At 59.6% G+C, this 25,545-nt stretch carries 28 protein-coding genes and 2 pseudogenes; 21 read left to right on the forward strand and 9 right to left on the reverse strand.

The window, feature by feature from the left end:
• Positions 1 to 731 precede the first annotated feature (731 nt).
• Complete coding sequence (locus OKW43_RS39640; protein ID WP_429454150.1) at positions 732 to 980, reverse strand: hypothetical protein; 249 nt, start codon at positions 978 to 980, stop codon at positions 732 to 734.
• Between the two features lie 69 nt (positions 981 to 1,049).
• Between OKW43_RS39640 and OKW43_RS39645 the strand changes: the two genes are divergently transcribed.
• From OKW43_RS39645 to OKW43_RS39715, 15 genes and pseudogenes are all read left to right on the forward strand, one after another.
• Positions 1,050 to 1,622 carry a hypothetical protein gene (locus OKW43_RS39645; protein ID WP_429454152.1) on the forward strand — a complete coding sequence of 191 codons (573 nt, stop codon included), beginning with the start codon at positions 1,050 to 1,052 and terminating at the stop codon, positions 1,620 to 1,622.
• A complete protein-coding gene (locus OKW43_RS39650) occupies positions 1,588 to 2,610 on the forward strand; it encodes an IS30 family transposase (RefSeq protein ID WP_429445436.1) in 1,023 nt (340 codons plus the stop codon). Before OKW43_RS39645 ends, OKW43_RS39650 begins: the two co-directional genes overlap by 35 nt.
• 7 nt (positions 2,611 to 2,617) lie before the next feature.
• Positions 2,618 to 3,073, forward strand: a complete 456-nt coding sequence (locus tag OKW43_RS39655) for a hypothetical protein (RefSeq protein WP_429454154.1) — start codon at positions 2,618 to 2,620, stop codon at positions 3,071 to 3,073.
• Positions 3,070 to 3,846, forward strand: coding sequence for a hypothetical protein (locus tag OKW43_RS39660; protein ID WP_429454156.1), 777 nt, complete (start codon positions 3,070 to 3,072; stop codon positions 3,844 to 3,846). The genes OKW43_RS39655 and OKW43_RS39660 overlap by 4 nt, the downstream gene beginning before the upstream one ends.
• Before the next feature lie 69 nt (positions 3,847 to 3,915).
• Positions 3,916 to 4,143, forward strand: a complete 228-nt coding sequence (locus tag OKW43_RS39665) for a hypothetical protein (RefSeq protein WP_149674243.1) — start codon at positions 3,916 to 3,918, stop codon at positions 4,141 to 4,143.
• Positions 4,140 to 4,544, forward strand: a complete 405-nt coding sequence (locus OKW43_RS39670; protein ID WP_429454158.1) for a hypothetical protein — start codon at positions 4,140 to 4,142, stop codon at positions 4,542 to 4,544. Before OKW43_RS39665 ends, OKW43_RS39670 begins: the two co-directional genes overlap by 4 nt.
• Positions 4,545 to 4,680: 136 nt before the next feature.
• Complete coding sequence (locus tag OKW43_RS39675; protein WP_429454160.1) at positions 4,681 to 5,301, forward strand: hypothetical protein; 621 nt, start codon at positions 4,681 to 4,683, stop codon at positions 5,299 to 5,301.
• A gap of 39 nt (positions 5,302 to 5,340) precedes the next feature.
• Complete coding sequence (locus OKW43_RS39680) at positions 5,341 to 6,054, forward strand: hypothetical protein (RefSeq protein WP_429454162.1); 714 nt, start codon at positions 5,341 to 5,343, stop codon at positions 6,052 to 6,054.
• Positions 6,055 to 6,369: 315 nt separating this feature from the next.
• Complete coding sequence (locus tag OKW43_RS39685; RefSeq protein ID WP_429454165.1) at positions 6,370 to 7,143, forward strand: hypothetical protein; 774 nt, start codon at positions 6,370 to 6,372, stop codon at positions 7,141 to 7,143.
• 11 nt (positions 7,144 to 7,154) lie between these two features.
• Complete coding sequence (locus OKW43_RS39690) at positions 7,155 to 8,642, forward strand: NAD(P)/FAD-dependent oxidoreductase (protein WP_429454760.1); 1,488 nt, start codon at positions 7,155 to 7,157, stop codon at positions 8,640 to 8,642.
• Positions 8,643 to 8,645: 3 nt separating this feature from the next.
• Positions 8,646 to 8,876, forward strand: a complete 231-nt coding sequence (locus OKW43_RS39695; RefSeq protein WP_429454167.1) for a hypothetical protein — start codon at positions 8,646 to 8,648, stop codon at positions 8,874 to 8,876.
• A gap of 43 nt (positions 8,877 to 8,919) precedes the next feature.
• Positions 8,920 to 9,336: a hypothetical protein gene (locus OKW43_RS39700; RefSeq protein WP_429454169.1), complete on the forward strand. Its 417-nt coding sequence runs from the start codon at positions 8,920 to 8,922 to the stop codon at positions 9,334 to 9,336.
• 211 nt (positions 9,337 to 9,547) lie between these two features.
• The gene (locus OKW43_RS39705) at positions 9,548 to 9,910 is read left to right on the forward strand and encodes a hypothetical protein (RefSeq protein ID WP_429454171.1); all 363 of its coding nucleotides are present in this window, start codon (positions 9,548 to 9,550) and stop codon (positions 9,908 to 9,910) included.
• Between the two features lie 37 nt (positions 9,911 to 9,947).
• Positions 9,948 to 10,496, forward strand: a complete 549-nt coding sequence (locus OKW43_RS39710; protein WP_429454173.1) for a hypothetical protein — start codon at positions 9,948 to 9,950, stop codon at positions 10,494 to 10,496.
• A gap of 56 nt (positions 10,497 to 10,552) precedes the next feature.
• Positions 10,553 to 10,621 (forward strand): annotated as a pseudogene (locus tag OKW43_RS39715) (IS6 family transposase); the annotation flags it as partial.
• Positions 10,622 to 11,110: 489 nt separating this feature from the next.
• Here the strand turns inward: OKW43_RS39715 and OKW43_RS39720 are convergent.
• A complete protein-coding gene (locus tag OKW43_RS39720) occupies positions 11,111 to 12,640 on the reverse strand; it encodes an alkaline phosphatase family protein (protein ID WP_429454175.1) in 1,530 nt (509 codons plus the stop codon).
• 1,032 nt (positions 12,641 to 13,672) lie between these two features.
• Between OKW43_RS39720 and OKW43_RS39725 the strand changes: the two genes are divergently transcribed.
• The gene (locus tag OKW43_RS39725) at positions 13,673 to 13,837 is read left to right on the forward strand and encodes a hypothetical protein (protein WP_429454177.1); all 165 of its coding nucleotides are present in this window, start codon (positions 13,673 to 13,675) and stop codon (positions 13,835 to 13,837) included.
• 553 nt (positions 13,838 to 14,390) lie between these two features.
• Positions 14,391 to 14,678 (forward strand): hypothetical protein, encoded by a 288-nt coding sequence (locus OKW43_RS39730; protein WP_429454179.1) that lies wholly within the window; start codon positions 14,391 to 14,393, stop codon positions 14,676 to 14,678.
• Positions 14,679 to 14,714: 36 nt separating this feature from the next.
• On the opposite strand, the gene OKW43_RS39735 is transcribed toward OKW43_RS39730, so the two are convergent.
• Positions 14,715 to 15,815 carry an IS5 family transposase gene (locus OKW43_RS39735; protein ID WP_429453442.1) on the reverse strand — a complete coding sequence of 367 codons (1,101 nt, stop codon included), beginning with the start codon at positions 15,813 to 15,815 and terminating at the stop codon, positions 14,715 to 14,717.
• Between the two features lie 152 nt (positions 15,816 to 15,967).
• Between OKW43_RS39735 and OKW43_RS39740 the strand changes: the two genes are divergently transcribed.
• The 4 genes from OKW43_RS39740 to OKW43_RS39755 all read left to right on the forward strand — a co-directional run bounded on the left by OKW43_RS39740 (position 15,968) and on the right by OKW43_RS39755 (position 21,050).
• Positions 15,968 to 16,471: a hypothetical protein gene (locus OKW43_RS39740; RefSeq protein WP_429454181.1), complete on the forward strand. Its 504-nt coding sequence runs from the start codon at positions 15,968 to 15,970 to the stop codon at positions 16,469 to 16,471.
• A gap of 297 nt (positions 16,472 to 16,768) precedes the next feature.
• Positions 16,769 to 19,549, forward strand: a complete 2,781-nt coding sequence (locus OKW43_RS39745; RefSeq protein WP_429454183.1) for a xanthine dehydrogenase family protein molybdopterin-binding subunit — start codon at positions 16,769 to 16,771, stop codon at positions 19,547 to 19,549.
• Positions 19,546 to 20,067 (forward strand): (2Fe-2S)-binding protein, encoded by a 522-nt coding sequence (locus OKW43_RS39750; RefSeq protein ID WP_429454185.1) that lies wholly within the window; start codon positions 19,546 to 19,548, stop codon positions 20,065 to 20,067. The genes OKW43_RS39745 and OKW43_RS39750 overlap by 4 nt, the downstream gene beginning before the upstream one ends.
• A 2-nt stretch (positions 20,068 to 20,069) precedes the next feature.
• Positions 20,070 to 21,050: a hypothetical protein gene (locus OKW43_RS39755; protein WP_429454187.1), complete on the forward strand. Its 981-nt coding sequence runs from the start codon at positions 20,070 to 20,072 to the stop codon at positions 21,048 to 21,050.
• Positions 21,051 to 21,209: 159 nt separating this feature from the next.
• Here the strand turns inward: OKW43_RS39755 and OKW43_RS39760 are convergent.
• The 6 genes and pseudogenes from OKW43_RS39760 to OKW43_RS39785 all read right to left on the reverse strand — a co-directional run bounded on the left by OKW43_RS39760 (position 21,210) and on the right by OKW43_RS39785 (position 25,335).
• Positions 21,210 to 21,943, reverse strand: a pseudogene (locus OKW43_RS39760) (IS6 family transposase).
• A gap of 9 nt (positions 21,944 to 21,952) precedes the next feature.
• Positions 21,953 to 22,225, reverse strand: a complete 273-nt coding sequence (locus OKW43_RS39765; RefSeq protein ID WP_429454189.1) for a UPF0149 family protein — start codon at positions 22,223 to 22,225, stop codon at positions 21,953 to 21,955.
• A 100-nt stretch (positions 22,226 to 22,325) separates the two neighbouring features.
• The gene (locus OKW43_RS39770) at positions 22,326 to 22,583 is read right to left on the reverse strand and encodes a tyrosine-type recombinase/integrase (protein WP_429454191.1); all 258 of its coding nucleotides are present in this window, start codon (positions 22,581 to 22,583) and stop codon (positions 22,326 to 22,328) included.
• Entirely contained in the window at positions 22,543 to 23,307 is a 765-nt protein-coding gene (locus OKW43_RS39775) for a tyrosine-type recombinase/integrase (RefSeq protein WP_429454193.1), read from the reverse strand. The genes OKW43_RS39770 and OKW43_RS39775 overlap by 41 nt, the downstream gene beginning before the upstream one ends.
• Complete coding sequence (locus tag OKW43_RS39780; RefSeq protein ID WP_429454195.1) at positions 23,282 to 23,551, reverse strand: hypothetical protein; 270 nt, start codon at positions 23,549 to 23,551, stop codon at positions 23,282 to 23,284. The genes OKW43_RS39775 and OKW43_RS39780 overlap by 26 nt, the downstream gene beginning before the upstream one ends.
• Before the next feature lie 473 nt (positions 23,552 to 24,024).
• Positions 24,025 to 25,335, reverse strand: coding sequence for an Nramp family divalent metal transporter (locus OKW43_RS39785; protein WP_429454197.1), 1,311 nt, complete (start codon positions 25,333 to 25,335; stop codon positions 24,025 to 24,027).
• Positions 25,336 to 25,545 lie beyond the last annotated feature (210 nt).

Raw genomic sequence — 25,545 nt, forward strand, 5'->3', positions numbered from 1 at the left:
ATGAAGTGAGGCCAGTTAAGACTCGGCAAAGTCAGTGCTCGAATCGAAGACGAACAACGCCGGAATATTCTTAATGCCCATTTTTCGCATTCCTGACTAATCCTCTAGGAGATACCTTGTCACGTCTCAACTCCGTATGCACCGCTTCATGCACCGTGTTTTCTCGCGGATTGCCTCTCGCAACTGCTTGCATGTTCGCGCGCTGTCGTGCCGTATTGCACCTCGCACGCGTGCCAGCCATATCGCGCCGACTGTCGCCGGCTTGTCCAACTGTGCCGACGTAATCACAAATTGTTATCTAGCTTCGATGCCCGCACGGTCCCACTTGAGCAGAACGATCCATCGAATTCGCCGGGTCCGAAAGAGACGAAAACAACGATCAGGCGTTTGCAGCAAATAAAGCACAGATTGCGCCAGCTTCGAAACCAGGTCGGAGTGAAGACTGTAAGTTCCTGAAAAGACGTAGCTTTTACGAAATGGCGAGGCGACTTTCAATGGCACTTGCTCGTGTTTCACGGCGAGTATGTTCGCCATTGCCTGACACGCGTCGTGAGCAACTGTTCGTCAGAACAATGCACATCTGCTTTCGTGGAAATTTGATCGTCCGTGGGGTTCGAAGCACGGTCCTCCGGTCGATTGGTAGCTCGTTCGTCCTCGCGGCCGGTGACGCTACACACGGTGGCGACCCATATCTCGTCCAGTGCGGCGAAGACGGTCGAGGAAATCCAATTTCAGAGAATATGAATATTCCTGGCGATAGCGAGAACCGCTTCCACCTCGACGATGATTCTGCGCGACATTTCATAGCGGACCTGATCGACTGCTGCGGCGTGTTGACTGGCAACACGAGAGATGCCAAGGTGCACCGCCGCTTTTGTGATGAGCACGATATCGTCGATACGGCATCCGAATTTTATCTGGAGACAGTTCAGGCCGTTTTCTTCGGGCCACTCCCTGCAAATCACATTTTCAAGTCTCAATTCGTAACCTATATTGGAGAGCAGTGTTTAATCGCGCGGCAATCGCTTTCCTGAAAGGAGGCGGTACCGATGAGCCGGTCCGGTGCATCTCTGCAGATGGAAGCAGACTGGGATCCGACCCGGTCGGCGCGCGAACGGCTCGACCAGTTGATCCGGTCGTATCGGCACGTGGTGACGCAGCATCTGGAGCCCTTGGTACGCGGCTATCATCCGTCGATGCTGACTGGATCGCGTGACGAGTACCTCAAGATGGTTGAACTGACCACCAAGATGAATGTGGTCGGCCATGCTTGCACGGAAGTTGCAGGGTTCGAATATGATGCACGGCGCCAGCATGTCGGCAGCCTGTTCGGCGCGTGCTGCTTTCTGGCGGACAGTTTCATTGACGACTTCGATGATGCGACGACGCGCGACTATCTTGACCGCCTGGGCGTATTGCTCGCCGAAGGCTGGTTCGATTTGCGCAACGATCGCGAGAGACTTTTCTATGTGATCGTCTCGAGGCTTTTTAGCGGGCGCGATATCATGAATGCGACGACACGCCAGGCCATTTTGCGGGGCGCGATCAAATTTGAAGTGCAACACCTTGCTCGTGTAAGGTGTGCCAATGCAAAAAAGAAGTTACCAACAACTGCAGCCTGAAGAACGCATGACGATTGCAAGCATGAAGCAGCAGGGTTCGAGCGTTCAGGTCATCGCCCGAACACTCGGGCGCGCGGCGTCAACCGTGAGCCGCGAGCTGACCAGGAACACGTGTTCTGCCGTGGGCTATGCGTCTGCACCAGCGCAGGCGCTCAGCACGAGCCGACGCGAGGCTGCGCGCCCGTGTCCCAAGCTGCACCCTCAAAGCGTGTCGTGGCGCGTGGTACTCACCCTGCTGGAATGGAAGTGGTCGCCCCAGCAGATCTCAGGTACCCTCAAGCGCATGTGGCCCAACGATCCGACCCAGCATGTCTCGCACGAGACCATCTACACCGCCATCTATGCCCAGCCACGCGGCGAGCTGCGCCGCCAGCTTATCGCCTGTCTGCGCCACGGCCACAGCACGCGTATGTCACGCAAGCGGGGCACTGACCGGCGCGGCCAGATCCCCGACATGGTGAGCATCCATGTGCGCCCGCCTGAGGTCGATGACCGGGTGATGCCAGGCCATTGGGAAGGCGACTTTATCAAGGGTGCCGGCAACCAGTCTTCCGTCGGCGTGCTGGTTGAGCGCACCAGTCGCCTGGTGCTGCTGGCGAAGATGGACGACGCCACCGCCGCCTCGGCCCTGGCCGGCTTCACTGCGAAGCTGAATTCGATCGCTGCGCCCCTGCGCCAGAGCTTCACTTACGACCAGGGCAAGGAAATGACCCGCCATCAGGAGCTCAGCGCCGCCACCGGCGTGCGCGTGTACTTCTGCGATCCGCACAGCCCCTGGCAACGCGGCACCTGTGAGAACACCAACGGGCTGCTGCGTCAGTACTTGCCAAAAGGCACCGACCTCTCGATCTACAGCCAGGACGAACTCGATGCCATCGCCGACAGCCTCAACAGCCGACCGCGTGCTACGCATGCATTTCATTCGCCATTCGAGGTGTTCGAACGTATGCTCGCAACCGCTTCCATAACTTCAGCTTCCGTTCATTAACCCGCTGTTGCGCTTCACCTTTGAAACCGCCCGGCTTTATGAAGCGCAGAAGCATGACGTCGAATTACGCCTCGCGCGAGCGTACAGCGACGCGCGACCCGGGCGCTCGGAATTGAACGCATTGAGGCAATGCGCCAGCAATCGCAGCGGTCACGCGATTCTGGTGTTATCGGCATTTCTACTGCCTGAACTCGATCTGAACTATATTGCACTGATCTACACCGCCGGTGCGTTGATCATGTTCATCGACGACCACGGCGACTGTTTTTCGGATCTGGCGCATGACCGCGTGACGTTCATGAATCAGGTCAAATACCCCGAGCGTACTTTGCGCAGGATTTTTGTGTCCGCCCGGCAAAGGGCGGGATCTCCTGATCGCATTCCTCACGCGCTACTACCTGACACGGCTCGACAAGCATCGGCAGCAGAAACTGAAAACCGCGTCTGGCTGGGCAGTCTATGAGTGATGACGTTGGTGTCGATGGATCGCGGGCGGCAGATCTGATCGCGTTGCACATCCAGGAGTTGCACAGCGTCGGAAGGCTTCACGGACAGCAACCGTTGCTGAGAATCGACAACCGCGCCGAGGCCTCGCAGGCGCCTTTTCAATTCGACGCGTCAGCAGGACGATTGCATCGCATGGGTTGCCGGTCGATACCGAAGCAATCGACGTCTGCGCTCTATGGTGTCTGGCGAATCGGCCGCGACGAACAGCAACTCGCTTGCCCACGGTGCAAACCAGTGTTCAATGAAGACGCTCCAGACGATCGAAATTTGCCGAGCGACCTGCTTTACGGGGTGCTGTCGATCATTACGCAGTTTGGCGGTGTGTTGCGCGAACGCGGGCGCGAATACCGCGGCACGCTGGAAGGACGGGTGCTGGGCGCGCAGATCGAACGGGTGTGCCGCGATCTCGGTGAGCGGGAAAAAAATGCGCTGGGGACGGTTCTTGCTTCACTCGACGGCTTGTCCACGCTTCTGCGCGAAATGGAAGCTGGGGTGGGAGAGGCTAACGGCGCGGGTGCGCACGCCGCAAACGGAAACGGTGGGGCTGCTACAGGCGGTACCAACGGTACGAGCGGTGCCAACGGCACGAGCGGTGCTAACGGTGCTAACGGTGCGAATGGTGCGAATGGTGCGAATGGTGCGAATGGTGCGAACGCGTGTGAGGCGAGTTTGGACGGTGCAAACGCCCACCGTGCCGGAAACGGCGCTTCGCGGCCAGCGCACGACTGACTCGGCAACGGATGCGGAGCCAGATCAGCGTCGGCCAGTCGATGAGCGATGAGCGATGAGCGATGAGCGATGAGCGAGGATGCGATGCCCAGAATCACTATGTCCATCCGGTTGGGACCGATGGTGCACTTCCAGATCGAAGGTCAGAACTGCACTGAGATATCCCAGGCGCTGGACGGCTTCGAGCATCTGAACAAGACGGTCGACGACATGTTCAGCGATCTGGCTGAGCGTGTGTACCCCGATCTCGACACGGAAGGTAACCACGCGCCGGTCGCGGAAGGGGGAAAAACATGAAATTCGGCACCCGCGTCACCCTTCACGCGCACCCGGATCTGAACCTTCGCATTGACGCGGCACCGCTCGCGTTCGAATGCTGTGGCGGTGCGTCGTTCTCGCTTTCGACCGGGCCGGTCGAAGTGTCGCTGAAGGAGTTGCCCATCTCGTTGACCATTCCGTTTCTGCGACATAGGCGTCGGCGCGTGGTGGTCGCGTCGGTCGGACCGGCCCGCTTCCAGCTGAATCCGATCGACGTGAAGCTGGATGCCCGCGATATAAGCATCGGTGGGGTCGTCGGCAAGGAAGGGATCAGCAGCACTTTGCATGGCACCGGCGCATGCAAGGCCGAGATTGGCGTGACCGGCAAAGTCCCCGTCAACGCGCTCGCCGAGGCCGTCGACGGCTCCGACAGCGAATGACGCTTTGCGTGGCGGAGCACGAATCGTGATACTCAGACCACAGCGGCGCCCAATGTCCGTGCACGGCACGGCGAACCAGAGCGCGTGCAGCGCTTGCGTGAGAGAGGCCTACCGATGTGTGGAATATTGCCACCAGGTGGAAGTCTGGCCGCCAGCGGTCACGCTCAACTTCGAGGATGAATGGACGGCAAATCCGATCGACGCGGAAACCCGCTTCGCCGCAACGGTATTCAACTCGGGGCAAGGCGCGTTGTGGGAAGTGCACGACGTGCTGGGCAACCCCGGTGCAGGATCGATCGATGCGACGGGCCTGTATCGCGCTCCGCCCAAGGGCGCGCTGCCGAACTGTTTCACCGAGGTCGTCGTCGCGACCGCGCGCGAGGACCGGCTGCGCAAGGCCTACGCGTGGGTCACGCTGGTCGGCACCGGACCCGCGGCGACACCGAGGCCCTCGGTCGAAATATGGCCAAGGCGGGTCAATCTCTACTATCAGCAAGGCTTCAACAACAACTATATCGACGACAGCAACAAGATGCGGCTCTTCACCGCCACCGCGTCACATGATCCCGCACCGGCCTTCGAATGGCTGGTTGACGATGTGGTGCAAGGCGGCGCGACCGATCCATGGTTTCTTTATCAGGCACCCGGCAACGGCGGGACGCAGGTCGTGACGGTAAGCGTGCGCGATCCGGCACAAGCGGCGATTCGCGACGACGCGCGCGTGCTGCTCCTCAACTACACATGGCCTGCCGCCTAACCGGCGTCGCTCGTCGGCAAACCGCTCTGGAGACAACAGATGGACGTCGATATCAAATCCGTACAGAACGTCGATCCGATCCCGATCCAGCCACTGACGATCGCCGACGTGCAGAAGATCGCGCCGGCCGCGGTCCATATCAAGGAACTGAACCAGATCGCGCCACTGCTGGTCGAGTCGCTGCGGGTCGATCACATCCGTCACGTCGATCCGCTGCGCGTCGACCAGTTGAACGTCACGCATCTGCCGACCGTGAATCTGACGCTCAGTCGGTTGCCCCAACTGGATGTGTCCGTGCGGCGGGTGCCGCCGCTAGCGTTGTCGCTCCAGCAGCGATTCGATCTGCCGGCGCGTTACCGCATTCGAACGCGGTTGCTAGGCTTCGAAATCATGCGATTCGAAATCGATGGCGAAATGAAGCTCGTGCCGCGCAACTGCGCGCGAAGCGAACAATCGCACTCAACGGAACGCAGCTTTCCCGATGTCGCAGCGGCCGGCAATCCGGCGATCCCCACGCGCACCACGCAGCGGTGCACGCAGACCATCACTCGCGTCGCCCCTCCCACGGGTGCCTGTGACGCCGAGCATTGCGCCGACGCACCCTGGCCGGCACAATCCGCTCAAGCGCGACACCCCGCGCGACTGAGTGCCGGCGCGCCACGCTTTCATTACGCCTTGGGCCGCGGCAGCGCGGCTGCCCCAGCGGCGCAACGCAATGTCCGCGCTGACAGTTCGGTTGCCAGTGGAGATTGAACGCCATGCCACGCAATAGCCTTCCCGATGCCGGCCCGGGTGTCCGCAACCTCAGCGAGAATCTGATCGACCTTGCCAATGCCCTCGCCGGTCTTGCCTCGGCTGCAGCGTATCGCGCGTACGCGGGCGCGCTCTCGGCACGGCACATCGCGCATCGGGCAATCTGGGACATGCCCCATTCGCCCTGGCCGCAACCATGCGACTCATGCCGTCCATGCGAAGGTCGCTGCTGCAACGTCCGGCAGCACGTCAGTTACGTCTGCATACCGCCTGTTTATGGCTGCGGGTGTGTAGCGCCCTGCAAGGAGTCATGCGATGTCGGCCACCAGTAATGCAGCGGCAGCCTCCGGGACCGGTGATGCAACTAGTCCCGCGCACGAGGCGCGGCCCGCCAGTTCCCCCGACAATGGGTCGCCAACACCGCCGCATCTGGAGGAGCCCAATGCGCGCGCGGCGCACCAGCCCAAGGCGGCAACCAGTTCCGCTCCCGATCTGCGCGGGCACCTCGATCAGTTCAGCGCGATCCTGAGCAAAGGCCTCGATCTTGCGGAGGCAGGCGTGAGTCTGGGCGTGACGCTCATCAGCCGAGTCGGCGCGGTGGCCCAGCAGGAAATTCGCGAGCGCGCGAGCAACGCCGCAATGCATGTCGGATCGATGCCCGGCGCGGCGCCCGCGGAGCCTAGCCCGAGCGCGGAGGGCGGCGCGTGGCCGTCCGCTTCGGTGACTGCGCCGGCGCAATCCGCCGTACCCGACGATGGCGGCTACGCAGTGACCAATCGGCTGGCGCTGATACCGGGCAGCGAAGTGCGCGTGTCGTTCTCGGTGAACAACGATTCGACGACCGAACCCAAGAAAGTGTCCCTCCGGGTGGAAGGATTCGCCGGCCACATGCAAGGGGCGCGATTCGAAGCAGATACGCTGGTGGTCAAACCGACTCAGAAAACCATTGCACCGGTGGACTTCGAAAAATTCGTGCTCCAGGGTACGCTGCCATCCGATCTGCCGCCGGACGTCTACCATGGTGCGGTCGTCGTCGAATCGGGCAGCGAGCTGCGCATTCCCGTGATCCTAGTTGTCGGGGCGACGTGAGCGCAAAGGCGATGATCTACGACGCGATCGTGGTGGGAGCAGGTCCTGGCGGCAGTAGTGCCGCGAGCTTTCTTGCGCGCGACGGCATCACCACTCTGCTGATCGACAAATCCACGTTTCCACGCGACAAGGTATGCGGCGACGGTCTGACGCCACAGGCGATCTACTGGCTCGACCGACTCGGCTGTGTCAACGAGGTTCTCGCGGCCACCGACGCATGCCTGAAATCCTGCGATCTGTTCATCAACGGCGAACTCGTGCTGACGGGTCGCTTCCCGTCGCACACGCAATATCCGGATTTCGCGGTTCTGCTCGATCGCAAACGCTTCGATCATATTCTGCTCAACAACGCGTGTGATCATGGCGCTCACTTTCAGCCCGATACGCGCGTGCACGATATCGAGTACGAGCCCGATTGCATCTGCGTGCTGGGTGAGACGCGCGGCAAACCGACCGAATATCGCGCCCGCGTTGTGATCGGCGCCGACGGTGTCAGCTCGGCGGTCTCCCGCGCAATCGGCAACACCTTGAAGGATGGCGTGATTGCTGCTTCGCTGCGGGCCTACTTCAGGAACGTCGAATGGGACGGTGCGCAGATCAAGGTCTACTTCGCGCGCGACTATTTTCCCGGCTACGGCTGGCTATTTGTCGACGACAGCGGATTCGCAAACGTCGGCCTCGGCTACGCGTTCGACAAGAGCTTTCCGATGCTCGAGAACCTCGGTGCGCACTTCCGGCGTTTTCTCGCCACCGAGGTGGCCGGCATGCTCGCAAACGCGACACGTTGCGGTCCGGTCTCCGGCGGGTCGGCCGCGTTCTATCGGCCAAAAACCATCATTGCGGACCGCGTGATGTTGATCGGCGATGCGGCAAACCAAGCTGACCCGCTCAATGGCGGAGGCATCCACAAGGCCATGGAAAGTGCGTTTTGTGCTGCGCAAACGTGCCGCCATGCGTTGGACGCCGGAGATTTTTCATGCACGTCGCTCAAGCGCTATGAGACGCGGTGGAACGAGCAGTATGGACTCGACTGGCAGACCGCCGAAATATTTCTGTCGATCGCCAAGAACCCCAACCTCAGGGATTTCGCCCTTTTCCTTTTGAAGAACATTGGCACGTTGACGGCCGCCGACCCACAATTTAAGGATTTCGCGAGTGGCATCTTCAGCGGCGTCATTTCGCAAAGCAGTTGCTTGTCCCCTCTGGTGCTGTACCAGGCGTTTCCCAAGCAGCTGGCCGCCTGGCTGGCGCTGATGCAATACGATGCAAACGCCGCGGTTGACGGCACGCACAACGTGGTACTCGGCTCGATGCGACTCGCGCGCGGTGCCGTTGGCAGCATTGCCCGTGCGGGCGTCAATATGGCACGAAGTCCCGTCACGACGCTCGATTGGGGCATCGAGGTAGCAACCCGCGTGATGCGTCTGGCCGACCGCCAGGTCGCGTCTGGCCACACAGCGAGCCGACACGGGGAACCGGCACACACGTCAAGGAGATAAACGATGTCGACTGCATTGGCTTCTGTCACCAAGCTGGTTCATGACACGTCGAGTGCGTTGATCGATCAGCAGATCGCTTCGAAGGTCGCATCGATGGCGACGGGCTTTCTGAACTCGGGGTTCGAGATCGTCGACGATGCGCTGAAGATCGTGCGCGACCTGAGCGCACCCGCGGCGCCCTCGACACCGCCTCCCGCAGCGGCCCCTGCGGCGCCGTCGCCCGACCAACCGTAACATTGTCCGCAAGCGTGGGGCGCGCTTGCTGAGGAGAGGCAAGATGAAACATGGAAACTGGAGTGCCGCGGCGGGTTGCGAACCCGCGCGAGCCCCCGTGTGCGCCTTCTATATCCCGGTATGGTACGTCCCGTCGGTCGCGCCGGGTTGTGACCCGGTGCTGCGGGTGCCGCGTCACCTCGAAGTCCAGCAATCGACGACGCCTCAATCGGCGTTCGTGGGCGGACACGAAGAGGTGCTGCTGTCCGTCGAGTACCTGGTTGAGACCGGCGCAGCGAGCCCCTCGGTGTCGTTGACTACGGCATCGGATGGCTCTTCTTCGACGTGGACCGACTCGACGCCCGCGGTCGGGTACCACGTTCAGGAAGGCCTGCTGCACGTGAAGGCCGGAACAAAATTGACGCTGGCGGTCAGCAACGTTGACGCGCGCGTCAGATGGTGTGAATCGATCTGCTGCTAGGCAGCCGGCGAGATTTCTTGACCATTCAAAGGAGGTCGAGGTGAACCCAAGCCAGTACGCTCAGCAATACACCGGCGCGTGGCGCGTGCCGGCGCCGGCTTTTTCCTATCCGCGCGAGCCGATGCGGACAGGTTACTGTCGCCATTGCGGGCAACCCAGTGCGCAATGCCGATGCGGTTGCAGGGAATGCCGCACCGAACCGCGGGAGTTGGTGGCCGAGTCCAAGACGACCGGCGACAGCACGCGCACCGGTCTTGCGGCCTTGCTCGGCACGTCCGCCGCGGCGGGTCAGGGCAACGCAGCGGCCAACAGCAACACCGCGTTCATCGGTGGCGGATGTTGCGTTCATCTTTCGGTCGAATATGCACCGGTCACGCCCACCGCTACGTCGGCGGTTGCCGTGCTGGTGCGCGACTCCGAGGGGACGGTGCTTGGGTGGGAGCGCCATGAACAGGCCGGCGCGCACTACCGGGTGAAGGAAAGCATCATCACGACCAAGCCGGGCGCAACCGTCACGGTTCTGGTATCGAACATGGTGGCGCGCGTGCGGTGGTGCGAAGTGTTCAGTTGCTGACGGAGGCGGGCATCCGCGTTCATTGAGGAGATCGAAAATGGCCACGAAACCGAAGGACGAGCAGGCCGGCAAGCCAGACCCCGAGACGCCGGCATCCTCCCCATCCGCTGCGCAAACGAGTGCGCAATCCGAATTTCAGCGTTACAAGGAACGACTGGACGCGTCGAGATTGACGGGTGGCCAGATGATGATGATGGTGCCGGTGGGGTTGCCACGCGGCATGCCCGGCATTCCCGGCATCCCCGCATGGGCACTCCCCCCTTCCGTGGCCGCGATACCGGCGCCCTCCGGCTGGCCGGCAGCGGCTCAAGAAGCGAGCGGCGCGGCGCAAACGTTGTTCGGTGCGCTGGGTACGACATTGAAGCTCGGGATCGACGTCGTCAACGCGGCGCTCTTTAGCGGGGCTCGGGCACTCGAAGGGGTCTCCGGCATGGCGCTCGGATATCGCGCCGCAGAGTATGGCGGCTGCGGTTGCTGCGAACAAAACTGCTGTGAATACGACTGTTGTCAGGATTGCGGCTGCGCCCCGTGCTGTTGTGAACCCTGTTGTAGTTCCTGCCAGCCGGGTGTTGGTAATTGTTGTTGAAGCAACACTCCAGACGGCGTTGTCACGTTGCTGAGCTGGTCGCGTAACAAATCGTGATGAAAATGACGAAATCGCTTTATCACGGTCATCGATTTCCGGCAGTCGTCATCAGTTGCGCGGTTCGCTAGTACTTAAACGAACTGAGACGGCTAGTGTGATGAAGAAATCGCAGCGTTTCACAAGCAGAAGTAAAGATCAGCATTGCGAGCTTCGACTCGCATTGTGGATGCCTGCAGCGGCTTGGCATTACTTGCCGTATCACACCGCGTGCTTTTAGTCGCGACGCTGGCCTTCAGAGACTCGTCGCCCTTCGGCTGGAACTAGAGTTGATCCGTCGCTGCGAAGCTCGGACAAAAAAACTGGGCTGAGAAACGACCCGCTCGGAAAGACCTCGCATGGTGCATTGAGGCGCGCCCTCGCTCCTGCTCAAGAAGACGGGCGCGGCCGTCCACATCTACTTCAACCGCCCCGTACTAGATGCGACAGGCGCGCCAACACCACCGTGCCGTACCATGCCCTGCGGACCACTTTCCCGTCAATGATGCCCCTCCACTGAAGCGGCCTGTGCACACCAGCGGTCCATCGGCCTCGGGAGGCAGGCGCAACTGCGCTGGTTACGGACGAACACCACGTGGATGGCGATGGCCCGCGGACGCTTTCAACTCGTCAATGCGCGACGCGCTGACCGATGGGGCAGCCGCCTGATTACCGGCTGATAAGGTTTCGCCGACTTTGCCATTGCCACGCGATGCGAAATAGTGCTCCAGATTCTTGGCAACCTGCGTCCTGATGAACTGCTTAGCATGCTGAGGGTCACGAATGTCACGCGTTCGCATCTCGTTACGGCTCTCCGGGTGGGGGTCCAGATAAACGGAACCGGCAAGCATCTCCTTTTGCATCAGGTCCATGGCCTCCGGCTGGATCGGAACCGTCACATCCGGTGTGTCACTACGCCATGTCCGCTCGCCATTCTTGAGGAGGTACTTGTCCGTTAGTTTCGCCGCGCCTTTGTCGCGCTTCGTCAGGAATTTCCCCAACCTGTAGGCCTCGATCATTGAGCCAGGAATGGTCGAGTGACTGTACACGGTCGAGTCCACCCCTGCCTCAAACCAAGGCGAGACGAGCATACACGGCACGCGCAGTCCCAACCGGTCGAAGCCGAATGGAACCAGGTAGGCTGGCTCGGTCAATCCGGCTATCCCGTCCGGCGACACGGCCTTCGGCGGTTGCACGTGGTCGTAGTAGCCTCCGGTTTCGTCGAACACAATGATCAGCAACGTTTTCTGCCAGACTGGCTCGTGCGCGCGAAGGGCACTATAGATGTCGGCCACTAGTTTTTCTGCCGGTCGGACGTCTGCCGGGGCGTGCATGCTGTTGACGGGCTGCTCGGGCGAGCCAATGAATGCCGGAGTGATAAAAGAATAGGTGGCGAGGCGGTCGCCCGCGACGTCGTTGAGGAAGTTACTCTCGAAGAGAGCATTGTTCTGAGGTGTCTTCCTGACGTCCGGATAGAGTTCCAGCACATCGTTGTTGTCGTGATAGTAGACGCGCCACGACATGCCTTCGGTCGCATTGATACGGTCATAGAGCGTGTCGCACGTGAACTTCGGCTTCCAACCGGCGTTATACGTATACCCCTGCGATGTCGCCGCGTGTACGTACGCCCGGTTAGGCATCGTAGGTCCAGGTACGTCAGCGAACCATTGGTCACAGAGGACAAACTCCTTGGCAAGGGTCGACAGCACCGGCAACTGCACCGGATCGAAGCAATTCATTACCTGCTGCAGTTCACTCTCCGTAGGTTGTCGCTTGAGGTCGTATTCCAGGGACGTCCGGAACGATGAGGCGAAGCCGTTGAGCTTCGCATCTGTAGCAGGCGTGCCTACCGGGACGCGCGTGGTGCCGTATAGCTGCTCGTTCGTCTGTTTGAGCGAGTGCGAAGGCCCTTGGGCAACAGAGGTGAAATCCCCGCCTTTTCTCGTGTGGAAGGCAGGCGATGTTGTATCGCCGGGCTTCAGATAGTTGACTGCACCATCCGGCGGCAAACCCTCTCCCTTCCCGAGGTAGCCGAACAGATGGTCAAATGACCGGTTCTCAAGCATAAGGACGACAACGTGATCGAACAACAACAGCTTCTGTTCCATGATGCGCTCCTTCCCAGGTGATTGAGGATACGGACTGCATTGATCGTTCCGGGTCCGGTATCTTCCCGGCCCCCGGCTGGGCAAGCGCGGCCCGGGCAGATACCTTCAACTTCACGCGCGAAGCCCGAGTGCACGGCGCGTATTCATGACGGAACTCCCACGATGACATGTGGTCAGGCCGGCATCGATTCCTGCACCTCACGCCAGACCCGCACTCACCCTTCCCTGACGACACACGCTAGTGCAAGCCATGGCGCGTCTCAGGGTCCACGAAATGGTTGCCGCGAGCCGTTCCCTGAGCTCAGCAGCGCACCCTCGCTCGTTTCGATCAACGCCATTTCCGGATCGTGCGCGTCGATGACGTGTACGTCCGGCGCATCGCACACGACTTCCTGTGCAGTAGGAACATGCCCCCGCAACGCGCGCTGAGTGGTGACGAGACAGCGCGGCACCGATACTCTCCGTTAAACATGCGGCAAGCCGCGTCCCTCGTATACGGTCGCAAGGCGCTAGGACTCAATAACAAAGCACTGGGAGGGTCCGATCTTGTCGAACCGGCTTATGAGCGGCGCTATGTCGTTAAGCATTCGCCCCCGCGTCAGATGCTGTTCGTCGGTCAGTCATTCAAATGCGCATCTATGAAGTTTCCCTGCGGCACAGTTCTCTTAGATGTTCGGAACCAATCGGAAAACATGCAAGCGAATCTTCTCAAACAGCACCGCTTTAAGCCACTCATCCGGAAACTAGTGCAAATACAGATATACACTGCCGTTAAGTTTCGGATTTTGCAACACGCCGAAACTGGCGATTGCGAATGTGCCAACTCGTGCGCCATGCCTTCTTTACCTCCACTGAGGCACAAATCACCAGACGGGTCCAGTCAGATCGAACTCGTCTGGATATTTGCCAACTTGCATCCAGCCTAGTAGTTGCGAGCGGCGATTACAGCGAGCGCTTTCCCCAACTAAATGTGCGCCCATTCAGGCATTTTTCTTGCGGACCACAACTCGTCATCGTCTTGAAACATTCACGTTGTCGGGCGACACCTCCATCAAGGCATTTGGCATCGTGCACAGAGCCAGCGAGCACTGCCCGGCCAATTCGGGATCACTTTCGGACAAGAAATTGCTGAAGCTTGCATTTCCTACTCACGCGACTATCGATACGATTGCCTTTGAAAAGGCGTCGCGCCACTGACGCGCCGCCCAGGCGAACGGTTTGGGTGATTCTTTGGCGATCTCTTTTCTCAGCACCCGACACATGATCGAAAGTCTTTAAACCTCTCCCGCTTTGCGATCTTGAAGTTTTTGCGAAAGGTGACGATGACTCCCCCGTCTGCTCGTCGAGCGGGAAAAAGCCCGCACGAATGACCGGATTCTCGCCGGCGAGAAACTGTGACACAGTACAGTGTGCAGGAAATTTGTGCCTAATAGCCTCCACAAATCGCCCATCCTTGATATGTAGTAGTGCTAGTTATACCCGTTCGCACGTATCCTTATGAAGCGCGTCGGAAACAATGTCGACAGAAATACCTATGCCCATAACATACGCACGACGCGCCATTTCAGTGCAATATCGCAGGAGTGGCGCCACGCCGTCGGATGAGCGGTGCAAGGTAGCGCCACGATTGAGGGGAAACGAGGACGTCTAGCAAGGCAAGTGGTCAGCGCTCGAACGCCCAGGCGTGCGATGACTGGTTTTGAATTCTTGGGCCAACGCCGCCGAACGGCTAGTTCCACAGGAGGGCAACATGGCAAATATCAGGGTTTCAGTGATCAATGCAAGCACGGTTTTGACTGACGACGAGGTGAAGACTGCGCTGCCCGCACTGCAGACTCAGGTTCACCAGCACTTTGCGCCGACATGGGGAATCGACGCAGATCTCAACTTCGTTCCCAAGAATGCCAAGCCTTCCCTAGCAGGCTGCGGAAATACACCCCTCCAAAAGCAACGTCCATCGCTCTGCGCGGCTACCGCCGCGCAATTTTCTGCATTACGAAATTTCAACGTGAATCCAGCTTATTTTTCGACAGTTTGAGGCCTGTTTTCGCCCTCATTACCGCAATCGCTGCCACTACGGGCGGACCTGTCCTAGCGAACGCATGCGCACGAGGTTGTAGGCGGCCATGTTCAACACGAACATCTGGTCGACTTTCTTCAACCCGCGCACCATCACCTGGCGCATGCGCCCCACGGTCTTCGCCCACCCAAAACCTTGTTCGATCAGCTTGCGCTTTTGCTGCGATATCGCGTAGCCCACACTGCGCGCAATCGCATCGGGCACCGCAGAACGGCGACCCGAGGTGTTCTGCGCCACGTGCGGCGTGACCTTCATCTGCTGGCAAGCTTCGATGAATTCCTGTGCGTCGTAACCCTTGTCTGCGCCCAGCGTGATTTGCGCAGCCGCTTCGTCCGCTGCTTGCCGCGCATCATTGATCATGACCTTGGCCGCTTCACGTTCGGCATGTCCGTCAGCACAACTCACGCGGGCGTTGACCACCAGTCCATGGCGGTTGTCGGTCAGCGTGTGGCCCATGTAACGCAATTCGCTGGCAGTCTTGCCCTTGCGGTAAAGCCGTGCATCGGGATCAGTCTTCGACTCGTGCGTCTCGTTGCTCCGCTTGCTGCCCTTGAAGTCGCCCGCGCCGCTGCCGCCGTCGTTATCCCTGTCGTCACCGTCCTTGCGCACAAAGCTCTTGTGTCCCGCCCACGCCTGGATCAGCGTGCCGTCCACGCTGAAGTGCTCGCCCGACAACCAGTTCTTCTTCTGCGCGATGGACAGCACTTCGTTGAAGAATTCGACCACCGCATCGTGCCTGATCAAACGCTCGCGGTTCTTCGTGAATACCGTCGGCACCCAGACCGAATCGTCCATCGACAGACCAATAAACCACCGAAACAGCAGGTTGTATTGCGTTTGCTCCATGAGCTGGCGTTCAGACCGGATGCTGTACAGCACCTGCAGCAGCATCGCCCGAAGCAGCTTCTCCGGCGCGATGCTCGGCCGACCTCCCTTGATGTCGGCCTCGTACATCCCGGCAAACACCCCATCCATCTTAGCCAGCGCCTCGTTCGCCATGACGCGAATCGAGCGCAGCGGATGCGAGGTCGGAACGAAATCGTCCAGCTTGCGCACGGAAAACAGACTCTCGGTGAACGTGTCGGTGCCGCGCATGATCTCCAGGGGGCGGGTGAGGTTCTTACATCAACGCTTTTGCTATCCGTCGCGATGACTTCAGCGCGAGGTATTTCCGCAGCCTGCTAGGTTCCTGGTGGCTCACAATCCTCGACAACTCGGACCAAGCGGGCGCCCTCGGTTACCACGACGTGACCAACGAGGGGCTTCCGCTCGGCAAGGTCTTTGCCAAGACCGACCAGCAATACAACAGCAAGTGGACAGTGACTGCAAGCCACGAGTTGCTGGAAATGCTCGCAGACCCGGAGATCAACCTCACGGTATTCGTGCAGCCTAGCGCCGCGCAGGGCGTCCTCTACGCGTATGAAGTCTGCGATGCCTGCGAGGCGGATCAACTTGGCTATGACATCAACGGAGTAACGGTTTCAGATTTTGTCTTTCCATCGTGGTTCGAGGCGTTCCGCCCGCCGGGGAGCACGCAGTTCGACTACGGAAAGCATCTGCAGAAGCCAGTCCCCGCGCTCATGCCCGGTGGTTACATCGGAGCTTTCGACGTGACATCGGGAGGCGGCTGGAATCAGATCACGGCGCAAGGCCACCCGTTAACGTATCAAATGCGTGCCAAGGTGGGAACCCGGAGAGAGCGACGTCGGACGCCGCGTGACCAGTGGCTCAAGAGCGGCGTGGAATTCTGACATGTCTCTCGGGGGGATTTTAGCGCGGCATCCGCCGCAGCCCCTCCTATCTTTCGAGGTTGTGGTGCAAATTCGGTAGGCGGGAGAGAAATCGCCCATTTTTCGAGTGCCTCAACGAGCTGAAAGAACCGCCATCCAAATCGAGGTCGAGGTGGTATCTCTGAAGGGCACGCTGGCGAGATCGAACTGGCGTTTGCGAATGCGATACATCAGTTCGATGCCCGAGAGGGTAACAGCGGCGTTGCGGAACCGTTTGAACCCGTAAGGTCTCGGCGAACGATACTTGAAGGGGGCAGCATGGTTTGCGAAGTTCCCGTTAGCCGTCGAACTTTTCTGAAGGTGATGGGTGGAAGCGTTGTCACCATTACCGTAAGCGGCATTCCGGCATTGATGAGCGGCTGCGCGTCGGCGCCCTCAAGCAACCACGAAGCGTCAGGCTTGTCGAGCGAACCGACAACAGCCGAGAGTCCGAGTAGCGCGAACAACTGGGCGACCGAGCCAGGTACAGCACGGTGGCGAATTGACGGACTTAGCAAGGTTACAGGGTCGAGGATCTTTGCACGCGACTTCAAGGCACGAGACTTTAGCGGTTGGCCCAAACAGGAAAACTGGCTGTACGCGCTCAGATGTAATTGCATCGACAAAATAGTCGAAGGCTACGATCTTCGCGTACTGCCCAAACGAATCCAGCCTGTCGGCGTTGTGGACAATGACACGCTCAAAGCCAACAACATCAGTCTCCATCAGGAGAAGGACCCTCAAACCTATCCCGACATTTTCTTGTTTTCGCAAACGGGACAGGCCGCCGATTGTTACGGTCAACCCATTGCACTACTCATCTTCAGGGACTTCGAAACATACCGGCAAGCACGAAAGATTCTCGACTTCAACAACGAGGTAATTCGATACGGCGTTACAGTTGACCGGGACAAGTCGAACCCCACCGTATACCCAACGCCCAAAATCTATGTACGGAACGATGAAAAGTCGTTCTGGAACATCAACATGACGACGGACAAGAACTCGCATTTCGGTCCGTCTGACGAGTTCAAGCAGCGCTGCAGGGACGTGCGCAAGGATATATGCGCGCTGGCGTCAAGAAAGGTGAAGCAAGGCGACTGGTACGAATTCGGAACATCGTCGGGAGCGCATTTCATGACTCCGGCGATCGATCCGGTCTTTATGGAGCCGGAGGCCGGGCTCGCATGGTATGACGCCAGCACAGGCTTCCTCCAGCTCGTTCTTGGAACGCAATCTCCGAGCGACGACGGCGCAACGGCCGCTGGCATCTTTTCCGGCAGCAACATCGGCATCAGGCAGGTACACGTGGTCGGTTGCTACCCCGGTGGCAGTTTTGGCGGCCGGGACAAGTCGTGGTTCCCGGTCTATCTTGCTTTGGCAGCACCATTTGCCGAAGGCGCGCTGCGCTGGCAGCAGACGCGCTACGAGCAGTTTCAGGTCGGATTGAAGCGGTCGGAAACAGAATTCGAAGAGTCAATTTGGGTCGACCATGCCGGGAAGATTCAGGCGCTCGACAGCCAATTCATCCTGAACGCGGGGGGCAAGAGAAACCTGTCCGCTTCCGTCGCGGACCTTGCGGCCCTGAGCGCGATGAGTTGCTATGAGATACCGCGTGCAGCGGCGCGAGCGCAAGCGAACTACACGCCAGAGGTGTTCGGTGGGTCGCAACGCGGATTTGGCGGTCCGCAGGCGTACATGGCCATCGAAACCTTGTTGGACGAGGCCGCTCAAGCCTTGCACAAGAGTCCATTCGATATCCGTCGGGCCAACCTTCTTCGCAAGGGTCATGGCAAGACGATCACAGGTGCGCCCATTCTCTTTGATCTCCAGTTAGACAAATTGCTGACCACGCTCGAATTGGATCCATTATGGGTGAACAAGGATCGAACGCGAGCGTCCTCCAAGTTGAAGTATGGCGTCGGGCTTGCGATGTCGAACCAGGCGTATGGAACCGGGAAGGACCCGATCTTCGCCATGGTCGAAATCAAGCAGGACGGGAAACTGCGAGTTTTGACTCACTATACGGATATGGGAAACGGAGCAGCAACGACGCTCGCGCTCGCCCCCGCAGATCATCTAGGCCAGAACGCGCATCAGATCTTAATGAGTGAAGTCGACGCGTTCGCTTCGATTCGTGATTTCGATTTCAAGGGCCTGGGGAAATGGGACGACTCGCGCAGCGGCGCAATTTCATTTCCGTTCGGTTCATCGAGCGCGTGCCTCGGTGCATTCCACCATTTCGCGGCCGTTGATCCCGCATCGCAAGCCTTGTTACTGCAGAGCGTACTTCCCGCCGCGCGGAAGATCTGGAAGGCCCCCGGTCCGGATCCCAGGACCATCAAATGGGTAAATGGAACGCTGACGGCACCCGGCTATCGGCCCCTCACCTGGTCTGCACTATTTGCCAAGATCAAAGAGGAACATTTCGATATGGTGGCCGCCGCCCACATCACTTACGCCGGAGACTTTTGGAAAGGGAGATACGTCTTTCAGTCCGGCGATTTCGATATGGATTGCGATTTCATAGCGGTCGGTCACGACATACTGAACCTCGCCGCACTGAAATGCGAGAAAGTCACTGCGCCACCCGGCGCGGTCGGATACGGCCGAACAGACTACGCTCCTTCCGCGGCGCTTGTTGCCGTATCGGTTAATCCTGGTAACGGACATGTCCATGTCGAACAGGTAGTGACAGCACTCAGCGCCGGTCGATTGATATGTAAGCAAATCGTCGAGGGGCAATCACAAGGTGCCGTCGCAATGGCAATCGGCAATGTACTTACCGAGGCTTGTCCGTTGGGTCCCGAAGGGCCAGGAAATGGCAAGTGGAACCTCGACCAATATCTGATAACGCTTATGTGCGATATCCCCGGCAGGCAGCGATTAATCATATTGGATCCGCCTGCTGACAAGCACCACGATTGCGCTCGCGGCATCGGCGAGGCGGTGATTTGTCCAATTGCGCCGGCACTGCTAAACGCTCTGGCAATGGCCACAGGCCATCGCTTCCGGCAGACTCCCGTCACGCCGGCAATCATTATGGAGGCGCTCAAGTGAATCATGGTGATCTGAACATCTACGTAAATGGGCACCCCATCAAGATTGCGGCCGCTGATGCCGACATGAGTCTGGCTGAGTATCTTCACGAACGACTGGATCTCACTGGCACTAAAGTTTGCTGCGGGATCGGAGTTTGCCGTGCCTGCACTGTAGGCCTGCGCAACCGGCCTGATGCATTAATGGAGAAGACCCTCGCCTGCACAACGACCGTAAGCGCCATTGCAGACCAATACGTCTATACGGTCGAAAGCCTGTCGCAGGGGGGCCGCCTCTCACCGCTACAGGAAAGCTTTCTTGAAACGTTCGCCTTCCAGTGTGGCTACTGCACCCCCGGCTTTCTGATGGCAGCCACCGCCATGCTGGATCATCTCAAGGGTCATCGCGTAGAAACAAGCCACCTCGAACGAACCATCGAGACATGGGTGGGTGGAAACCTGTGCCGTTGCACCGGGTACGTCAAATACAAAGAGGCGATTTCCAAGGTCGTACAGGCTCGGACGGAACGCGGAGCCTGAAAATGAAAATCGTATGTCGGATCTTGGCGCTATACGTTTTCATGTCCAGTTCGCTCTTCGCCGAGCGGCATGAGCAGACAGTACTTGAATACGCCCAGCAATGCATAAACGAAATCGGGGATATGCGGGCTTTCGACTGTAGTAACGGTACGAACATTCCCATTACAGTCAATGGAAAGCTCGTGACAAGCGAAATTCCGCACCAGTGCGACAGACCATCATTGCTTAGCCCGACTTCAGATTTTCCTGGTCAATGCGCTCCATACTCCAAGATACGAAACCTCTCTTACGGCGACACGCAGATATCGGTGTACTGCAAGCGGAACACATTACTCGACGACAAGGACGTTCGATACGACGAGGTGAATGTCGTTTTGCATAATACCGGCAACGGGAAGACGTGCTGGTTCCAGTCAGCAGACGGCAGAAAAGATACCTCACGAGTACCCCCGCCGAACGAGAAGGTGCCGCCAGCGGGGAAGATCTCAGCGGTGGAATTCTGGAAAAGCCCGGGCGATGTCTTCAAAAATGCGAATTGCGTTACGTGTCACGACGCAGGGCCTTACATCATGAGCCCATACATCGCCCAGGTCTGGCACCTGGTGCCGACGGATCCATGGGGAAAGTATTCAAACATAGGTCCGGCATTCGAGGGCTACCATCTCGATGCAATCAATACTGCCGGCAATACATGCACGGGTTGCCACCGGATCGGTAGCCGAAAGAGTTGTGATGTTTTCCTGGGCTTCGCAACCGGCAACGTGCTCCTCCCCGATCATAATCCACCACCAGGCAACAATCAGTTGGCAAACACCTACCCGTTGAGCCACTGGATGCCCGCGGACAACAATATGAGTGAAGCACAGTGGAATGAGGCGAATATCAAGTCCGTCAAAGCCTTGCTTTCATGCTGCAACGACAAGTTGCACAAGGATCCGAACTGCATGTTTACTCCGATCACGACCAGTAACAAGCGGAAGTGAACCCTGCGCACGACGTCCGAAATCCTGCCGGTCGCATATGCAAAGGCGCAAATACCGGGGTTCTGTCGCAATAAGGATGTTTTTTTCAAGCCGAGGCAATATTATGGCGCTGTCAACTTGGCGGTGGTGAGCCGGCGCAGTGCCAAAGAGGTAGATTACTCAGAAAGCGGTCGACGGATTTTGGCTGAGCTCGGTGAATGCATGCCACGCAGCGAATCGGGCGGCGAGTTGTTTGCGATAAAGAGAGGCGCGCAGCAGATGTCGTTTGAGAGCAAAGTGCTGGCGAATCAGACCGAAGCTCGACAGAAAAGCTTGCGTTCGCTTCGGGTCGCGGAACCCGCGCATGCGTCGTTCGCGTTCACGAGTAGGTTGATGACTATTCTCAGCCCGGTTATTCACCCGTGCAGCAGCCTTGACGAACACGTGTTTGACGCCGGCCAACTCGGGGATCTCGGCCTTCGCGGCCGGATAGCTTCGTAATTGATCTGTGACGATCTTGCGCGGCACGGGACATGACCGAAGCACGTGCTTGAAGAAGCGTTTCGCAGCGGCTTTGTCCCGCCGCTTCTGCAACAGAATGTCGAGTTCGGCACCATGCTCGTCAACCGCTCGCCACAGCAGATGAGGCTCACCGCGCAGCGTCACGAACATCTCATCGAGATGCCAGGTGCTGCCGGGCTTGCGACGCGCGGCCTTGACGCGATGCGCGAAGCGAGTGCCAAACTTATCGCACCAGCGTCGCACGGTTTCATGGCTCACAACCACGCCGCGTTCGAACAACAACTCCTGAATGTCGCGCAGGCTCAGTTGAAAGCGGAAATGCCAACGCACCGCGCAACTGATACTGCAGCCGGAAAGCGGTGACCGTGATAGAGGGATTTCGATTTCATCATCGGGCCATCTTACGCGAGCACTTCGGCAATGTGACAGCGCCCTTTCGACTCCTCAGCATTGGCGAACGTCGGCAGGTCTTCGCCATGCGCCGCATCCCAGATCCAACCCAGCATGGTGCCAGGCATCATCAGGTTGGGCCCCGAGGCGAGCGCTGTGATAAACCCGTCCATCATCGAAACGCCCATCGCCTCGTCGGAAGCGGAATCGCTGGTCAGGAAATCATCGAGCTGATCGATTTCTGCTTCGTTCAGCGGTGGTGTGGGTACGATTTCGTCTTTCATGGGTTCTCCAGCAGGAGCTTGCGATCGCGAGTCCCGTTCGACGACTCCACGTGCGTGCCTGTCCGTCTTGCGCTTCTTCGCGACTGCGGCGCCGTTTGATTCAATATGCCACCTTGAACGTCGGCGAATCTTCGGGGCGGTGCTTGCGCCGGTCATACAGGCGCGTGGTCGCGATGTTCGCGTGGCCGAGCCACTCCTGCACCTTGGCGATGTCGGCCTCGTGCTCGAGCGCATTCGTCGCGGCGGTCGCGCGCAGGCTGTGCACGCCAAAGCCGTCGATCGCGATCTTCGCCTGCGCCGCGTACGCGAGCACGCATTTATAGACGCCATCGGCCGTGATGGCCGCGCCCAGGGTCATGCCCTGCCGGTGTTTCACCGGCTGCAACAGCGGCGCATCGGGCTTGCTGCCGTGGCCGGCTGCTTCCAGATACGCGTGGATCCGTTCGGCGCTGCCGGGGGTGCAGCGGCAGGTAGCGAGTCTTGCCGCCCTTGCCGTGCACGCGCAGGTGCGGCACGCCGCGGCGTGCGTGGATGTCGCGCACGGTCAGCAGGCACAGTTCCTCGCGGCGCAGCCCGTGATACAGCAGCACCGACAGCAGCGCGCGGTCGCGCCTGCCTTTCAGCGTCGCCGGATCGGGTGCGTCGAGCAGCGCGCGCGCCTGGTGGTCGCCGAGCGCCGGCGTTTTCCCTTCCCCGCTCTCCACCCTCGGCCGCTTCGCGCCCCTGACCGGGTTGAAATCCACCGCGTTTTTTTCGCACAGGTATTCGAACAGCGACGACAGCGCGGCGAGCTTGCGCCGGATTGTCGCGCCCGACAGCGCGCGGGTCTCGAGCGCTTTCCGCCACGCCAGCACATGCGCGCGCGTGACGAGCCGGAACTCGTCCGGCTGCCGGATCCCGGCGAAACCCATAAAGTCCCGCAGATCAATCTGGTACGCGCGCCGCGTGCGCGGGTTGTCGAGATTCGCGAACCACTCCGCTTCGGCCGGCACGGCGCCGAGCTGATGGAACTCGGCGGCCGTCAGGTACCGCTCGCGCGGAATGGGGTCGGCCCGCTCAGCCGGCGCCAGTGGCGTTGCCATGGTTTTCACCGGTCAGCTCGGCGCCGTGGGCGCGAATCAGGGCGATCAGTTCGCCGGTCGTGATTTCAAAGCGGTATTCGCGCTGCACGCCAACCTTGCGTTCGTCGATGTCGATCAGCACGACGCTCTTGCCGTCCTCGCTCGCGCTCAGACATAACGAGCGAAACAGGCGTCCGCTTTCCGTTTCATGCTGCGTGAGCAGACCCATCCCGCCCACCGCGCCCTTGACCGTCAACTCCGTCATGTCCGCTCCCGGATACGCTTTTATCAATAGTGACGTCGAGTCTCCCGTGCCCCAAGCGCGGCGCTCGGACAGCACCTTCGGTGCGCTCGGCGACCCTGTCACGATTCAGTCGCCCGAGCGCCCGGCAGCCACGCCAAGCCAACACAACTGACTCTTGTCGACCCATAGGAGCCCTTGAGCGCCAAAGTTCGAATGTCCCAAATGTCGGCGAGAGCAGCCGTTAAAGAGTGCTGGCTGTGTCGATTAGAGGGGCGGGTTGATGAGCCGAGCCGACGGTTGGTCAGGCGGCCCTAACTCGAGTTATGGACTAAGCCGTTTGACTGTCGCACTAAGCTTCGCCGCGATTGCTTACCTGCTGCGAGTCAGTCGATGGCTAGCGAACAAACTTCGCCGTCCATCGCACCGGGAGCGCGGCCGAAGCAGAAGCGAGCCGGACGCGGAGGCCCATCCCGAACGAGTCCGGGCGGGCTGCATCAGCGTGCAGGCAGGCCCGGAATGCTGACGCCGAACGTCTGAAGCAGTAGCACCGCATTCAGCGCGAGGATGATGACCGTCGCGGCGATCGCCGCAATATCCGTGATCCGGCCATTGGCGAACTCGCCCATGAGGTCTTTGCGGCGGGTGAAGAGCACCAGCGCCACCATCGGGATCGGCAACGCAAAAGAAAGCACAACCTGACTGATCACCAGCGCCTGGGTGGCATTCACGCCGAGGCCGACCACCACGAACGCCGGCACCATGGTCACCAGACGTCGCACCCAGATGGGAATCCGGAAACCGACGAAGCCCTGCATGATCATCTGGCCAGCCATGGTACCGACGACGGAGCTGGAGATACCCGAGCTGATGAGCGAAATCAGGAAAACCGCCGCCGCGCCCGCACCGAGCAACGGCGTGAGCGTATGGTAAGCAGTTTCGATTTCCGCGACGTCGCGGTGGCCGGCATGGAATGCCGCGCTGGCCATGATTACCATGGCCATGTTGACGAGACCTGCGAAGAAAAGCGCAACGATGACTTCCCGGTTCGAAAAACGCAGCAGTGCGCGTTGCTCGCCCGCGTTGCTCGCCGGAGTCCGGCCCTGAGTCAGCCCGGAATGGAGATAGATCGCATGTGGCATCACGGTGGCGCCCACGATACCGACCGAAACGGTCAGCGCTTCCCGGTTCGGCATTGAGGGCAAGATCGAGTGCAATCCGGCCTGCCCCCATGCAACGGGCGCAATGAACAATTCGACGAGGTAACACAGACCGATCACGGCAACGAGCGCGCCGATGATGATCTCCATCGGCCGGAAACCGCCTTTTTCAAACACCAGGATGCCGTATGTCACCACGGCGGTCACCGCCATGCCGGACATCAACGGCATTTTGAACAGCAACGCGAGGCCGATTGCGCCACCGAGGAATTCGGCCAGGTCGGTTGCCATCGCAGCAACTTCGCTGACACACCACATGACGAAGACGGCCTTGCGCGGTAGTTGCTCGCGACACATTTCCGCCAGGTTACGGCCCGTCACGATGCCGAGTTTGGCAGAGAGCGCCTGGAACAGCATGGCGATCAGGTTGGCCATCAGTACCACCCACAGCAGCGTGTAGCCAAACTGGGAGCCGGCCTGGATGTTGGTCGCGAAATTGCCCGGGTCCATGTAGGCGATCGAGGCAATCACTGCGGGTCCGGCGAACAGCAGCGCAGAGCGCAAGCCGCGTCGTTTGCCGGCCAGCACATCGCGAATCGCAACAGTCGTGCGATCTGTGAGCGTATTTTTGCCGGTAGTGCTGTTCATGGACACTTCCCGATTTCTCTGGACGAACGTGGCAATGCTATTACTCCAGATTTTTTAGCGCGTGATGGCGGTATACAGGGCGGCCAAACGCCGCAGATGATCGACGCGAGTGCTTGGCAAAGCGCGCCCGGACCCGCAGGAAGCTCGGTCAAATGCAGCCAAATCGTGTGCGGATCGTCAGCTTCGCCAGAAATTTGTTAGGCCTCTGAC

The sequence above is a fragment of the Paraburkholderia sp. WC7.3g genome, assembly GCF_050436345.1.
Taxonomy (GTDB): Bacteria; Pseudomonadota; Gammaproteobacteria; order Burkholderiales; family Burkholderiaceae; genus Paraburkholderia; species Paraburkholderia podalyriae.